Origin of the sequence: Nocardioides bruguierae, from assembly GCF_023656415.1 — a bacterium.
Lineage (GTDB): Bacteria > Actinomycetota > Actinomycetes > Propionibacteriales > Nocardioidaceae > Nocardioides > Nocardioides bruguierae.
The window spans coordinates 43,876-57,860 of record NZ_JAMOIL010000010.1; the positions used below are offsets into that span (position 1 = coordinate 43,876).

Genomic DNA, 13,985 nt, shown 5'->3' on the forward strand with positions numbered 1-13,985 from the left:
TCCTCAGAAGGGTGGTGTCGGGGTGGTGGGGCGTGGCCGGTCAGGCGGCCTGGGCACCGGGGATGAGCGCGACGATCTCCTCGCCGGTGGTCTCGGCGGTGCGACGTCCGGCGACGCACCGGCCGGCGCGCATGACCCAGACCTGGTCCGAGAGGCGCATGACCTGGGCGAAGTTGTGGCTGATGAGCAGCACCGCGTGACCCTCGGACTTCAGCCGCAGGATCAGCTCCTCGACGCGTGCGGTCTCCTGCACACCGAGCGCGGCGGTCGGCTCGTCCATGATCACGAGACCGCTGGAGAAGCCGGCGGCGCGGCAGATGGAGACCGCCTGGCGCTGGCCACCCGAGAGGCGGCGCACCTTGGAGGTCACCTCGGGGACGTTCACGGACAGCCCGGAGACCATCCGCTGCGCCTCCCTCTTCATCGCGCGTCGGTCGAGCAGGCGCAGCGGACCCACACCCCTGGTCAGCTCGCGGTTGAGGAAGAGGTTCTGCCAGACCGTGAGGTCCTCGACGAGGGCCAGGTTCTGGTGGACGGTCTCGATGCCGGCGCGGCGCGCCTCCTCGGGCGTCTTGAAGGACACCTGGCTGCCGTCCAGCTCGATGGTGCCGGAGTCGGGCGTGTGCACGCCGCAGATGCAGCGGACCAGGGTGGACTTGCCGGCGCCGTTGTCGCCGACGATCGCGGTGACCTCACCGCGGCGCAGCTCGACGTCGACGTCCTTGAGCGCCTGGACGTTGCCGAAGGACAGGGAGACGCCGGAGGCGCGGACGAGGACGTCGGCGGGGGCGGTGGGGCTGCTGGGGTCGATGGTCGTCTGGGTCACTTCTGGTACCTCGAGAGGAAGGCGGCGGCCACGACGACGCAGCCGACGGCGACGGGCTGGTAGTACTGCGAGACCCCGACGAGGGTGAGGCCGTTGGTCAGTCCGGTCAGCAGCAGGGCCCCGAAGAACGGGCCCACGATGGTGGCGCGGCCGCCGACGAGCGCCACGCCACCGAGGACGACGGCAGCGACGCAGTTGAGCAGGAACTGGGTGTTCGCCGCGGGCTCGTCAGCACCGATCCGGGCGACGAGGAGCACGCCCGCGATGCCCGCGCAGCTCCCGGAGATCGTGTAGACGGCCGTCTTGACCCGGGCCACGCTGATGCCGGTGGCGGTGGCGGCCTCCTCCGAGCCGCCGGCGGCGAGCACGTGGGTGCCGAAGCGGGTGTGGAACAGGACGACGTGGGCCAGCACGGCGACGAGCACGGCGACGAGGACCGGGTAGCCGATGATCCACACCGAGCCGGTGGCGAAGCGGAGCAGGAAGCGGTCGATGATCGTCGTCGGCTGCCCGTCGGAGACCACGAGCGCCAGGCCCGAGGCCACCGAGAACCCGCCGAGGGTCACGATGAAGTCGGTGATCCGACCGCGTCCGATGAACAGCCCCTGCACCAGCCCGAAGCCGGTCCCGGCCGCCACGGAGGCGAGCATGGCGACGCCGACCGGGGCTCCGGCGGCGAAGACGGTGCCGAAGATGATGGCCGAGAAGGTCATGGTGGAGGCCACGGCCAGGTCGATGCCGCCGGTCGCGACCGTGAAGGTCTGGCCGGTGGCCAGGACGATCAGGATCGCCGCCGCGGCGAGCATCGCCTCGATGTTGCCGAGGCTGAGGAACGTGGTGTTGAGCGACTGGAAGATCAGCACCATCACCAGGAAGCCGAGGGGCGCCGCCCACTCCGCCCAGGAGCCGGGGTCCTTGAGCCGGGTGCGCCAGCCGGTCGTGGGTGGCGAGGGCTGGGTGCTCTCGTCGGTCGGGGACGCTGCGTGCGTCACGGTGGTCATGCGCGCTCCTTGCTCTGCGGGACGGCCGGGGGACGGAGGTGGGACGGACGGGGTGGGGCCGGCGAGGTGACGGGTGGTCACCCGGGGGTCGGGGCGGGATCGCCACCCCGACCGCCGGTCCGTCCCCGTGAGGGGTCGGGGTCGCTCAGTCGAGCGGGTTGTCGAACTCCTCGAACGGGGCGGGGAAGGCGCCCAGGGCCTCCTCGGCCACGTCGGGGGTCACGAGGGCGACGGGGGCCTCGATGCTCTCGGGGACGTCGTCACCCGCGACCAGCGCCTCGCAGGCCTGCATCCCGAGCTGACCGATGGCGTAGGGGTACTGCGCGACGGTGGCGTCGAGCGTGCCGTCGGCCACGGCCTGCAGCGCCTCCTCGTTGCCGTCGAGGCCGATGACGGCGATCTCGTCGGTCTTCCCCGCGTTCGCCACGGCGCGCGCGGCGCCGAGTGCCATGTCGTCGTTGGCCGCGAAGATGCCGACCAGGTCGGGGTTCGCCGTCATCAGGTCGGTGGCCGCGGTGAGGGCCTGCTGGCGGTTCCAGTCCGCCGAGACGACGGGCAGCAGGTCGAGGGTGTCGCCGGCGGCGTTCTCGAAGCCGGTCAGCCGGTCCTCCGAGGTGATGTTGCCGGCGATGCCGCCGATCATGCCGATGGAGCCGGAGCCCACGAGCTCGACCATGTGCTCGCCGGCGAGCTCGCCCGCGGAGACGTTGTCCGTGCCGATGTAGGTGGCGGCCTCGACCCCCGCCGCCTCGGCGGCGTCGCTGTCGAGGGGCTGGTCGATGTTGACCACCGGCACGTCGATGCCGGCGAGCCCCTGGACCAGGTTGTTGCCGCTGATGGGGTTCACGACGAAGCAGCCGAAGTCCTGCTGCGCCAGGGCGGTCAGGCGCTCGGCCTGGCCGGTGGTGTCCGAGATGTCCTGCGCCGCCTGCACCTCCACGGAGATGCCGTCCGCGTCGGCCTCGTCCGTCAGGCCGTCACGCATGGCCTGGAAGAACGGGTTGTCCAGGCCCTTGATGACGGCAGCCACGCTCTCGGAGTCGGAGCCCGAGCCGGCGTCGGAGTCGCTGCCTCACGCGGTGAGCAGCAGGGACGGGACGGCCAGCGCGGCCACGAGGTAGCGGGTACGGGTCGGGATCATGTCGCCTCCTTTTTGACTTGTGATGCGCATTAAGTGGGCTCGATCACACCCGTCAAGACCCAAAATGTCCGCTTGAATCTGAACTCCTGTGCCTAATAGGGTGACCCGCACGACAGACGAAGGAGGCGGACGTGCCTGACGTGTCAGAGGGCGCCACCGAGCTGCTGCGCCTCGTGGCCAGCAGTCGCAGCGAGACCCGCGCGAGCATCGCCCGGGTCACCGGATGGGCCCGCAACACCGTCAACGCGCGCCTCGACGAGCTGCTCGACCTCGGCCTGGTCACCGACACCGGTGCCGTGGGCGGCTCGCGGGGACGGCCCGCCGCCCGCTTCTCCTTCGACGCCTCGGCCGGCAGCCTCCTGATCGCCGACGTCGGCGCCTCGGCCGCCCGCTTCGCGCACGTGGACCTGCGGGGTGCCGTGCTCTCCCAGCAGGAGGTGTCGCTCGACATCACGGCCGGCCCCGAGCCCGTGCTCGACGCCGTCGTCCGCGGGCTGGAGGCACTGCCGACCCGCGACGACCTCCCCGCCTGGGCCCTGGGGGTCTCCCTGCCCGGCCCGATCGAGCAGCCGGCCGGCCGCGTGGTCAGCCCGCCGATCATGACCGGGTGGGACGGCATGAACGTCCCGGAGGTGCTGGGCCCGCGGCTGCGGGTGCCCGTGCTGGTCGAGAACGACGTGAACGCCATGGCGTGGGGCGAGGTGGTCTCCACCGGACGCATGCGCGACCTGTTGTTCGTCAAGGTCGGCACCGGCGTCGGCGCCGGCCTCGTCCTCAACGGCGCACTCCTGTCCGGTGCCCGCGGCGCCGCCGGCGACCTCGGGCACACCCACGTGGGCGTCGGCGACGGCGCGGTCCAGCCCCTGTGCCGGTGCGGCAAGCGCGGCTGCGTCGAGGCCTACGCCGGGGGCTGGGCGATCGCCCGCGACCTGAACGACGCCGGCGTCGACGCCGCCGGGGCGGCTGACGTCGTCGCCCGGCTCCAGGCGGGCGACCCCGTGGCCGTGGACCTCGTCCGCGAGGCGGGGCGGGTGCTGGGCGCGGGCATCGCCGCCGCGGTCAGCCTGGTCAACCCGGCCGAGGTGGTCATCGGCGGGCAGCTCAGCCACGCCGGTGAGCACCTGCTCATGGGCATCCGCGAGAAGGTGGCCGCCTACGCGCTCCCCCTCGCCACGCAGGAACTGGTCATCCGCACCGCGTCCCGGCCGCACGACGTCGGGCTCGTCGGGCTCGTCGACCGGATGACCCGCTGGGCGCTCGAGCACGCCCATCTCTCCGAGATCCTCCGCCGGGTCGGCGTGGCCTCCTGACCCTCCGCCTCGCCCGGCACGGCGACCGGCGTGTCGCCGCCGTCCCGCCGCCCACGCGGGGCACGCTCGTGGTCGTGCCGGCGGTGGCAGGCGCACGGGCCGCCAAGACGCGGATCGGTGCGGACGGTCCCGCCTGACCGGTCCGACCGCCTCGTCCGGGCGGTGTGGACGACGTACCTCGTCCGGCCCGGCCGCACCGGACGGACGGTCGGCACGACCCTGGTCAACCGGTCACCGGGCTCCTAGGCTCCGGTCACGCCGCCCGCGCACGTTCCCCCTCCGGGCGGTCGTGCCAGGAGGCTGCCGTGCCGGACCCGTCCATCGACCGTTCCTCCCCCGTGCCCTACTACCGACAGCTGGCCGAGGCCCTGGCCGCGCAGGTGGCGGCCGGCGACCTGGGGCCGGGCGACCGCCTCCCCAGCGAGTCCGACCTGGGCGGGCGCTACTCGCTCTCCCGCGCGACCGTGCGGCAGGCGCTCGCGCACCTGGAGGAGCAGGGGGTGGCCCGCCGGGTCGCCGGCCGCGGGGTGTTCGTGCGCGGCGACGAGCCCGACGCACCGACCGGCTGGCCCGTCACCGACCCCGCCGCCGTCCTGGAGGCTGCCTACGGGCCCGAGCACCCCCTGGTCGAGCTGGAGGTCCGGACCCGCGGCGAGGCCGTGCTGCCGCCCTGGGCCACCCGGTTGCTGGAGGTGCCGGACGGCACCCGCGGCCACGAGCTGGGCCGGCTGCACCTGCTCGACGGCACACCCGCGCTGCTCAGCACCCACCTCCAGCCGCCGCCCGTCGACGCCGTGGTCGCGGTGGCCCTGGACGCCGGCGCTGCCGCCGGACGGGACGACCCGCTCGCCGTGGCGCTGGCTGCCGGCGGCCACGCACCGGTCGGCACCCGACGCTCCCTGCACGCGATGAGCCCCCGGGGAGCCGTGGCCGAGGCCCTGGAGGCCGGGCCGGCCACCCCCGTCCTGCGCATCCGCGCCGTCTCCTGGTCCCGCACGGGGGCCCTGGTGGACGCCGCCGAGAGCTGGGTCCGCACCGACGTCGCGCCCCTGGACCTCGAGGTGGGCAGCCCCCGCGGGTGACCCTCGCCGGCCGGAGGCGGTCGTAGGTTCGAGGCATGCTCCGCACCCTCGCCCGGATCGTCCTGGGCTCGCTGATGACCGCCGCCGGCACCGCGCACCTCACGGTGCTGCGCGAGGAGTTCCAGGCACAAGTGCCCGACTGGGTGCCGGTCGACGACGACGCGGTGGTGCTCGGCTCCGGGGTCGTGGAGATCGCGCTGGGCTCGGCGTTCGTGCTGCTCCCCCGGCACCAGCGGCTCGTCGGTGGGCTGCTGGCCGCGTTCTACGTCGCGATCTTCCCGGGCAACGTCGCCCAGTACGTGGAGCAGACCGACGCGTTCGGCCTCGACACCGACCGGGCCCGGTTCCTGCGCCTGTTCTTCCAGCCGGTGCTCGTCGCCTGGGCGCTGTGGGCCGGCCGCACCCTGACCAGGCGGAAGCCCGCCGACCGGGACTGAGCGCTCACGCCTGCCGCAGGAACCCCAGCGGCTCGTAGTGCAGGCCGGGGAACACGTCGGCGACCGCGGTGGCGCTGAACCGCTTCTGCACGATCTCCCCCAGCACCTGGCGGTAGTCGGTGGTGACGGTGAGGTCGGAGTCCACGCCCATCGACAGGCCCGGCCAGGTGCCGTAGTGCTGCCCGCCGCGCACCCCGGCGCCGGCCACCATCATCACGTTGCCGTAGCCGTGGTCGAGGCCCTGGTTCTGGTTCTCCTCGACCCGGCGGCCGAACTCGCTGAGCGCCACCAGGGTCACCTTGTGCCGCTGGTCGCCGAGGTCGGAGAAGAAGGTCGCGAGCGCCGAGGCCAGCTCGTCGACGTTGCGGATCATCTGGCCCCACTCGAGGGTCCCGAGCCGGCTGTGCATGTCCCAGGCGCCCTGGTCGAGGGTGATGACGTCCGTGCCGATGTCGGCGCGGATGAGGCGAGCCGCGTCGGCCAGCGCCGCCCCGAGGTCGCCCTGCCGGGTAGTCGGCGGTCCGCGAGCGCTGCCGCCGGGCGGGCGCGAAGTCGTCCACGGCGCCGAAGGTCTGCTGCATCGCGCGTCCGAGCACCCCCTTCTCGCCCTTCCACATCGTCCGCAGCCCCCGCTCGCGCTGGCGGGCGCGCGCGGCGTCCCACGACGGCCCGGGGATCTCGATGTCGTCGATCGCCTGGGTGACGAAGGTGGGCTGGCGGCCGAGCAGGGAGGTGGGAGCCGCCCCGGAGATGAGGCCCACGCCCTCGGTGGCGCTGCGGACGCTGTCGGTGCCCACGAGCCGGTTGAGCCACCCCTCGCGCCGGGCCGAGCCCGGGGCGGCGTCCTCCAGCTCCTCCATGGCGGCGAAGTGGGAGCGGTTCACGCTCGGCAGACCGGCGGCTTGCACGAACGCCAGCTCGCCGCCGTTCCACAGCGGCAGGAGGGGCTTCATCCGGGGGTGGAGCCCGAAGAACCCGTCCTTGGCGAGCAGCTCGGTGCGGGGCACGGCGATCCGCGGCCGCGCCTCGTAGTAGACGTCGTCGCCGTAGGGCACGACGACGGACATGCCGTCCATGGCCCCGCGCAGCGAGAGGACGACCAGCACCGACTCCGCGCTGGCGGCGGCCGACGGGGACGCGGTGAGCACGGCGGAGCCGAAGGTCGCGGTGGTGCCGGCGGCGACCAGCCCGCCGCGCAGCAGGCCGCGGCGGCTGAGGGCGGCCATGCCGGCCATCTCCGCGCAGCAGGACGGGGTCGTGGGCGCGAGCGTGGGGGCGGACGGGGCGGGGCGGGTGGTCATGCGGACTCCTGGCGGGGTCTGTGCAGGTCGACGGGGCGCGCGGCGGGCAGCGACGCAGCATCAGCGAGAGAGGTGGGTGGGGCTGTCGAGCAGCGTGGTGAGCACGAAGCCGAGGCGGTGGACGATGACCGGGTGCTCGGCGTGGACCACGTCCGAGGCGGAGACGTCCGCGGCCCGGCAGCAGGCCACGACGACCCTCCGCGTGGCCGGGACCCCGAGCATCGTCCGGGAGAGGTGGTCGACGAAGGCACCGAACCGCATGCGCCGCTGCGGCAGCCAGGCGGTCGGCTTGCGGTAGACGATGCCGCGGCTGGGCCAGTACGAACCGGCCATGAGCCAGTGGTTGCGAGACCCGCCCAGCATCCGCGAGGGCGTCGCCCACGCGTCGTCGGTGATCGGGGCACCGTCGGGCCGGGGCCAGTCGAAGGGCTTGAGACCGAGCCGCTGGCACTGGGTCGGGAGGGTGTGGGCGGCCCAGCCGTTGCCGGTGCCGCGGGCCTTCTCGCCGGGCTCGGTGACCCGGACCCCGAGGGCCCGGTGCGTGGCCACCACGTCCTCGCCCGCGTCGCGCACCTTCTGGCCGCGCGCGTCGCGGAACTCCTCGGAGCGGACGAGCGCCCGCAGCACCGGGCGGATGTCGGTGTCGTGCTCGAGGTAGATCCGTGCCAGACGCCGGACGAGGGTCTGCGGCGCCGCGTCCGAGACGAGCTTGACGACGAGCTTGCGAGCGATCCGCTCGGCGGTCGCCGGGTGGTGCGCCAGGTACCGCACGAGGCTGCGGGCCGCGGCCCGCCCGTCGGCGTCGGCGTTGGCGTGCTTCCAGCCCATGACGTTCACCGGACCCACCGCGTGGTCGGCCGTGCTGTAGGAGAAGGCGAAGGTGCCCCAGAGGTCCACGTGGTACCCGGTGAGGACCTGGGCGGCCTGCTTGACGTCGTCCTCGGTGTACTCGCCGCGGCCCACCGTGTGCAGCTCGAGCAGCTCGCGGGCGAGGTTCTCGTTCGGGTGCTGCCAGGTGGAGATGCCGGCGTCCAGGGCCAGCAGCATCGCGGGGTGCAGCACGGCGGCCTGCAGCAGCCGGTCGACGCGACCCAGGGCGTGCTTGCGGATGACGTCGCCGTAGCGCTTGCGCCAGGTGAAGGCGGCGTCGGCGCCGACCGGCACGTGCAGGTGGTTCTCCCAGAGCTCCGTCATCAGCTCCAGCACCTGGCGCTGGGAGTAGGTGCGGCGCAGGATCACGTAGGACTGGTAGTCGTTCATGACCTCCCAGTTCTCCTCCACACCGGACTTCTTGCGCTGGTAGAGGTCCTCCGGGGTGCGGGAGAGGCTGGGGAACCAGGTCAGGTAGGCGCCCGTGCCGCGGTCCTTGACCTTGCGGGGCGTGAGCTGTCGCTCGAACCAGCGCAGGCCGCCACCGGCGTTGCGCACCTGGCGGGCGAGGGCGGGCGTGTGGCCGTAGGACAGGCGGTCGACGATGTGCCGGTCGCCCGCGAGCAGCACGCGGGTCGTGGCGCGGCCCGCGGGGGTCGTGCGGTCTGACATGGATGGCTCTCCAAGGTGTGGGACGGGCAGCGGCCGTCCTCCCTCCCCAGGGACGGGCGGCCCGCGCGTCTCTTCCTCACCTGCTTCGGAGCCGCGACGCCGGGCCTTGAGCCCACCGACGGAATCTTTACGAGTTCGCTGTGAGACGCCGCTCACGCCTCCGCGGCCCACGGGGGCGTCTCGTCGCCCTGCCGGCATCGACACCGGCCCGTGCCTCTCGGCTGGTGCACGGACGAACTCCGACTCCGGACCTCGTCCCTCGCCTTCCGCGCGCAGAAGGGCCTGACCCGCGGCGACGCAGGCGGACGAGGCGGGCCACTGCCCGGCACGACGGCTACACGAGTGCTCCCGGGCCACGACTCGACGACCTTCTTCTCCGCCGCGGACCCGCGCCCCTGACTTACGGAACGGGCCCCTGTCCCCTCATCGGACGCGGCCGTCCTGTCCCCGGGGAGCACCCGCCGCGGGACGGGCACCTGAGCCTCGCCTCGTCATCAGTTCATCCACGAAACACCTACATTCGCAGTACAACCGTCCCCTGACACCGCGCGATCTGACATCGTCACCCTGACGGACGTTCCGTCGCCCCGCACCAGCCCTGACCTGCACGAGGACGTCGATGACCCGCACCCGCACCCTGGCCGCCACCGCACTGACGGGAACGACCGTGGCCGCACTCGCCGGAGCCCTGGCCCTCGCCGGCCTCTCCGGCCCCGCCACCGCGGGCTCGGTCGCCTCGCGCAGCGCCGTGGACGACGACAAGGTCTGCGTGGACTACCTCGCCACCACCGGCAGCGGCTCCGGCAAGATCGACGTGACCGGCAGCGTCACCTCGCTGACCGTGAGCGCCCCCGAGGGCTACGTCATCGACTACTACTGCGTGAAGTCCGGGTCCTCGAGCCAGGGCGACGGCCCGCGGGTCGTCGAGACCACGGACCCGCACCCGGCCAGCGTGACGCTGACCTACGAGACCACGCTGAAGAACGGCAAGACGGTCTTCAAGGACCTGAGCCACTACTCGCTCCACTACGTGCCGGCCGCTGGTACGACGCCGTCGGAGGAGCCGTCCGGGACGCCGTCCGAGGAGCCCACCGAGACCCCCTCGGAGACCCCCACCGAGACGCCGTCCGAGGAGCCCACCGAGACCCCCTCGGAGACCCCCACCGAGACACCGTCCGAGGAGCCCACCGAGACGCCGTCCGAGACCCCGTCCGAGCCGGGCCCGGTGTTCGCCACCAACCCGCCGGCCACGACCGGTGACGGCTCGTTCGACTGGAACTGGCGCTACCCGGACCCGACCTGCACCGCGCTGACGGTCCCGTACCCGTCCAACTTCCCGGTCGACCAGACGACGGACATCAACGTGCGTGTCCGCTTCCCCGACGGCAGCACCCGGACGTTCAACTGGCACGCGAACGAGGGCGTCCAGCACACGATGAGCTTCCAGTTCGCCCAGCACCCCGACTGGCCGGCCGGCGTCACCGAGTACCAGGTCGAGTGGACCCAGGTCGGCGGCTCGAACTACCACTTCGGCGAGTCCTTCCACAACGCCGCGATCGCCAACCCGGTCGACTGCGTGGTCACCGACGGTGAGGTCGGCCCCCGCGCCGTCACCTCGCTGAAGGGCTTCTCCAGCGAGCGGGTCGTCGTGGCCGCAGGCCGCCGGGCCGCCTCCGACCGGGTGCTCGCCGACGCGCTCTACTCCGAGCCGCTCACCCTGCAGCGTCGCACCGCCCGCGGCTGGCGCACCGTCAGCACCGTGGCCCGCAACGACGGCCGCGCCGTCGTCCGCTACCCGCGTCTGCGCAAGGCCGGCCAGACCGTCCGGTTCCGCCTGCACGCGGCGGGCAGCGGTCTCGCCACGGGAGAGACGAGCAAGGTCCTGAAGGTGCGCGTGGTGCGCTCGCGCCGCTGACGCTCGACGGCCCACCGGCCGCACGCACGAAGGGCCCCGCCGATCGGCGGGGCCCTTCGTCGTGACTGGGTGGAGCAGAAGTGGATGGGTGGTCGACCAGGTGGGTGGCCGATCTGTGATCAGAGGTAGAGGCCGGTGCTCTCGTCGCCGACGCGCTCCGCGGCCACCGCGTGCACGTCGCGCTCGCGCATGACGACGTAGGTCTCGCCGTGCACCTCGACCTCGCCGCGGTCGTCGGGGTCGAAGAGCACCCGGTCGCCGGCCTGCACGGCCCGGGCCTGCGGCCCGACGGCCACGACCTTGGCCCAAGCGAGCCGCTTGGCGCCCATGGCCGCGGTCGCGGGGATGACGATGCCGCCGGAGGACCGGCGCTCGCCGGCCTCGGCGTCGATCTCCACGAGCACCCGGTCGTGGAGCATCTTGATCGGGGTCTTGTCGCTCACGCCCACCCCGGTCAGGCGGTGAGCCGGCGCACCACCAGGATGGCGGCGGCGACCCCGACGACCGTGCCGACGGTCTTGAGGATGTTGTCGGTACGGGGCTGGCCGGTGGCCGGGTCGACGTAGTGGGCCTTGATGCTCCAGGCCTGCCGCGAGGCGACCGTCTTGGGGCTGGCGCGGTGCAGGAGCTGGTCGATCGTGCCCGCCAGACGCTGGCGGGTCTCCTCCATCTCGCGCTCCAGGGCGCTCGGGTCGGTGCTCACGGTCAGAAACCTACCAACTCAGCAGGTCCGGGGGTCACCCGGTCGTGAGGCGGACGGCGGCGGCCGGGTCGAACCCCCACGGCAGCTCCAGACGGTGCCGGGTCATGAGCGCCTCGTCGGTGAGCACCTCGATCGTGGGGGCGTCCGCGACGACGCGTCCCTCGCTCAGCACGACGGCCCGGGGGCACAGCTCGAGGGCGTACGGCAGGTCGTGGGTGACCATCAGCACCGTCACGTCCAGGCTGCGCAGCACGTCGGCCAGCTCGCGGCGCGAGGCCGGGTCCAGGTTGGACGACGGCTCGTCGAGGACGAGGATCTCCGGCTGCATCGCCAGCACGGTGGCCACCGCGACGCGGCGCCGCTGCCCGAAGGAGAGGTGGTGCGGGGGACGGTCGACGAACTCGGTCATGCCGACCTGCTCGAGGGCCTCCATGACGCGGCGGTCCAGCGCGGCGCCGGTCAGCCCGAGGTTGGCGGGGCCGAACGCCACGTCCGCGCGGACGGTGCCCATGAACAGCTGGTCGTCGGGGTCCTGGAAGACGATCCCGACGCGCCGACGGATCTCCCGCAGGTGGTCCTTGGCCACCGGGAGGCCGCTGACCGCGACCGAGCCGGCCGCCGTGCCGGCGTCCGGGCCCAGGATGCCGTTGAGGTGCATGACGAGCGTGGTCTTGCCGGCGCCGTTCGGGCCGAGCAGCGCGACCCGCTCGCCGGCGTGCACGTGCAGGTCGACGCCGAACAGCGCCTGGTGGCCGTCGGGGTAGGCGAACGCGAGACCGGCGACGTCGAGGACGGGCGTGCTCACCGGGCGGCCACCTCGCGGGCGGCGCGGCCCGGGTGCGGCTGCGTGCTGGTCCCGGGCTGGGGCGCGCCGTGGTGGGCGTGCCCGTGCGAGCCGTGCGCGCGGGCCGGAGCCGCCAGCGCGGCCTCGGGGATGGTGCCGTCGTAGCCGCGCGACAGCATGGCCAGGTGCACCCGCTCGCCGCGCTCGTAGGTGCGGATGAAGAGCGCGCCGAGGGTGCGCGCCAGCACCGGCCACTGCCGCGGGTCCCTGGCACGGAACCCACGGGACTCCCGGGCCACCCGCATCCGCCCCAGCTCGGAGGTGACCACGTCGAGGTAGCGGACCATGAAGGACATGATCTGGATCAGCTGGGCGGGCACGCGCAGGCGCTGGAGCCCGATCAGCAGGGCGGTCGTCTCGGTGGTGGCGGCCAGGGTGAGGCTGGCGAGCACGCCGATGGTGCCCTTCGCCAGCAGCCCGAACGCGGCGACCAGCCCCGAGGCCGACACCGAGAGGCCGAGCACCTCGACCCGCTCGCCCTGGGCGATGAACGGCAGCAGCACCGCGAACACGACGAACGGGACCTCGGCGACCATCCGCGGCAGCAGGTAGCGCAGCGGCACGCCGGAGACCGCGATGACCCCCAGCAGGAGCGCCAGCCAGCCGGCGAAGGCCGCGTACCAGTGGTTCGGGGTGGCCACGACGGCCAGCACGAAGACCACGAGCCCGACCACCTTGAGGTGGGCGGGCGCGCGGTGCAGCGGGCTGTGGCCGTGCCAGTGCAGGGTGTGCCCGTGGTCGGCGCCCATCAGGCTGCGGTCTCCCCCGTCGAGGCCTCGTCCGCGGAGTCCTTCTCCGGACGCCGGCGACGGACCGCCCAGGTGAGGCCACCGGCCAGCACGAGCACGATCAGGACGCCCGCCACGCCGGCGATGCCGCCGGAGAGCCGACCGTCCGAGACGCCCGCGGTGCCGTAGTCGGCGAAGGGGCTGTCGGAGAGCTCGTGGTCGGTCTCGGTGGTGTGGAAGCCGAGGGTCTGGGAGACCTGCTCGAGACCGTCCGGCGAGGAGGCCGCGTAGTAGCTGACGACGCCGGCGAGCAGGAGGCTGACGAGCAGCGTCCCGGCCAGCACCCAGCGGGTCGCGACGCGCGGGCGGCCCTCGGCCTGGTCGGTGCGGTCCTCGGTGGCGGTGCTCATGCGGACGTCTCCTGGCTGCTGGTGGCGGGCGCGGTGTCGTGGATGACCAGGCGTCGCTGCTCGAGCAGCGGACGGGCGCCGTGGACGAGGTCGGGCCGCACGCTGACGATGCTGGCCACGGCCAGGTAGGTGATGACGGCCTCGCCGATGCCGATCAGCACGTGCACGCCGACCATGGCCGTGGCCAGCGCGGCCAGGTCGATGTCGGCGTTGCCGCCGATCGCGTAGAGCACCACGAAGACCAGGGACGCCACCGGCACCGAGACGAGCGCGCCGAGGGCCGCCGCGAGCGGGACGAACGAGGCGCGCTTGGGCAGCACCGCCCGCATCCCGAGGAAGACCAGGTAGCCCACCAGCACCGTGGACAGCCCCATCAGCACGATGTTGGTGCCGAGGGCCGTGATGCCACCGTCGGCGAAGAGCAGGGCCTGGACGATGAAGACGACGCTGGTGGAGAGCACCGCCGTCCACGGCCCCACCAGGACGGCGGCGAGCGCACCGCCCATGAGGTGCCCGCTCGTGCCTGCTCCCACCGGGAAGTTGAGCATCTGGACCGCGAAGATGAAGGCCGCGATGAGGCCGGCCATGGGGGCGGTGCGGTCGTCGAGCTCCTTGCGCGCCTTGACGAGGGCCACACCGACGGCGGCGGTGGCCACCACTCCGGTGGCGACCGACGTGGGGGCGTCGAGGAAGCCGTTGGGCACGTGCACGGGGCGTCTCCTGCTGGCGGATCGGGGGCGCCCGA

At 73.4% G+C, this 13,985-nt stretch carries 15 protein-coding genes; 4 read left to right on the forward strand and 11 right to left on the reverse strand.

Features of this window, described 5'->3' with window-relative positions; all coding sequences use genetic code 11:
• Positions 1-40: 40 nt before the first annotated feature.
• The 3 genes from M8330_RS09025 to M8330_RS09035 all read right to left on the reverse strand — a co-directional run bounded on the left by M8330_RS09025 (position 41) and on the right by M8330_RS09035 (position 2,857).
• The gene (locus M8330_RS09025; RefSeq protein WP_250827062.1) at positions 41-826 is read right to left on the reverse strand and encodes an ATP-binding cassette domain-containing protein; all 786 of its coding nucleotides are present in this window, start codon (positions 824-826) and stop codon (positions 41-43) included.
• A complete protein-coding gene (locus M8330_RS09030) occupies positions 823-1,827 on the reverse strand; it encodes an ABC transporter permease (RefSeq protein WP_250827063.1) in 1,005 nt (334 codons plus the stop codon). The genes M8330_RS09025 and M8330_RS09030 overlap by 4 nt, the downstream gene beginning before the upstream one ends.
• A 145-nt stretch (positions 1,828-1,972) precedes the next feature.
• Positions 1,973-2,857 carry a substrate-binding domain-containing protein gene (locus tag M8330_RS09035; RefSeq protein ID WP_250827064.1) on the reverse strand — a complete coding sequence of 295 codons (885 nt, stop codon included), beginning with the start codon at positions 2,855-2,857 and terminating at the stop codon, positions 1,973-1,975.
• 242 nt (positions 2,858-3,099) lie between these two features.
• Here M8330_RS09035 and M8330_RS09040 point away from each other — a divergent pair, with 242 nt between their 5' ends.
• The 3 genes from M8330_RS09040 to M8330_RS09050 all read left to right on the forward strand — a co-directional run bounded on the left by M8330_RS09040 (position 3,100) and on the right by M8330_RS09050 (position 5,797).
• Complete coding sequence (locus M8330_RS09040; RefSeq protein ID WP_250053973.1) at positions 3,100-4,278, forward strand: ROK family transcriptional regulator; 1,179 nt, start codon at positions 3,100-3,102, stop codon at positions 4,276-4,278.
• Positions 4,279-4,583: 305 nt separating this feature from the next.
• On the forward strand, positions 4,584-5,360 hold the full coding sequence (locus M8330_RS09045; RefSeq protein ID WP_250827065.1) for a GntR family transcriptional regulator: 777 nt from the start codon (positions 4,584-4,586) through the stop codon (positions 5,358-5,360).
• A gap of 35 nt (positions 5,361-5,395) precedes the next feature.
• Positions 5,396-5,797, forward strand: coding sequence for a DoxX family protein (locus tag M8330_RS09050; RefSeq protein ID WP_250827066.1), 402 nt, complete (start codon positions 5,396-5,398; stop codon positions 5,795-5,797).
• Between the two features lie 4 nt (positions 5,798-5,801).
• On the opposite strand, the gene M8330_RS09055 is transcribed toward M8330_RS09050, so the two are convergent.
• Together M8330_RS09055 and M8330_RS09060 are read right to left on the reverse strand one after the other, a co-directional pair.
• Complete coding sequence (locus tag M8330_RS09055; RefSeq protein ID WP_284704490.1) at positions 5,802-6,281, reverse strand: DUF1501 domain-containing protein; 480 nt, start codon at positions 6,279-6,281, stop codon at positions 5,802-5,804.
• An 877-nt stretch (positions 6,282-7,158) separates the two neighbouring features.
• Positions 7,159-8,640 carry a DUF1800 domain-containing protein gene (locus M8330_RS09060; RefSeq protein WP_250827067.1) on the reverse strand — a complete coding sequence of 494 codons (1,482 nt, stop codon included), beginning with the start codon at positions 8,638-8,640 and terminating at the stop codon, positions 7,159-7,161.
• Positions 8,641-9,259: 619 nt separating this feature from the next.
• On the opposite strand from M8330_RS09060, the gene M8330_RS09065 reads away from it, so the two are divergent.
• On the forward strand, positions 9,260-10,555 hold the full coding sequence (locus M8330_RS09065; protein WP_250827068.1) for a hypothetical protein: 1,296 nt from the start codon (positions 9,260-9,262) through the stop codon (positions 10,553-10,555).
• Between the two features lie 119 nt (positions 10,556-10,674).
• On the opposite strand, the gene M8330_RS09070 is transcribed toward M8330_RS09065, so the two are convergent.
• From M8330_RS09070 to M8330_RS09095, 6 genes are read right to left on the reverse strand one after another with little or no spacing between them, the layout of a single operon-like run.
• Complete coding sequence (locus M8330_RS09070) at positions 10,675-10,974, reverse strand: GroES family chaperonin (protein WP_250053994.1); 300 nt, start codon at positions 10,972-10,974, stop codon at positions 10,675-10,677.
• A 35-nt stretch (positions 10,975-11,009) separates the two neighbouring features.
• The gene (locus M8330_RS09075; RefSeq protein WP_250053985.1) at positions 11,010-11,258 is read right to left on the reverse strand and encodes a DUF3618 domain-containing protein; all 249 of its coding nucleotides are present in this window, start codon (positions 11,256-11,258) and stop codon (positions 11,010-11,012) included.
• 34 nt (positions 11,259-11,292) lie between these two features.
• Positions 11,293-12,063, reverse strand: coding sequence for an energy-coupling factor ABC transporter ATP-binding protein (locus M8330_RS09080; RefSeq protein ID WP_250053987.1), 771 nt, complete (start codon positions 12,061-12,063; stop codon positions 11,293-11,295).
• Positions 12,060-12,851, reverse strand: a complete 792-nt coding sequence (cbiQ, locus tag M8330_RS09085) for a cobalt ECF transporter T component CbiQ (protein ID WP_250827069.1) — start codon at positions 12,849-12,851, stop codon at positions 12,060-12,062. The genes M8330_RS09080 and cbiQ overlap by 4 nt, the downstream gene beginning before the upstream one ends.
• Positions 12,851-13,240, reverse strand: a complete 390-nt coding sequence (locus M8330_RS09090; RefSeq protein WP_250827070.1) for a PDGLE domain-containing protein — start codon at positions 13,238-13,240, stop codon at positions 12,851-12,853. Before M8330_RS09090 ends, cbiQ begins: the two co-directional genes overlap by 1 nt.
• Positions 13,237-13,950, reverse strand: a complete 714-nt coding sequence (locus M8330_RS09095) for an energy-coupling factor ABC transporter permease (protein WP_250827071.1) — start codon at positions 13,948-13,950, stop codon at positions 13,237-13,239. The genes M8330_RS09090 and M8330_RS09095 overlap by 4 nt, the downstream gene beginning before the upstream one ends.
• Positions 13,951-13,985 lie beyond the last annotated feature (35 nt).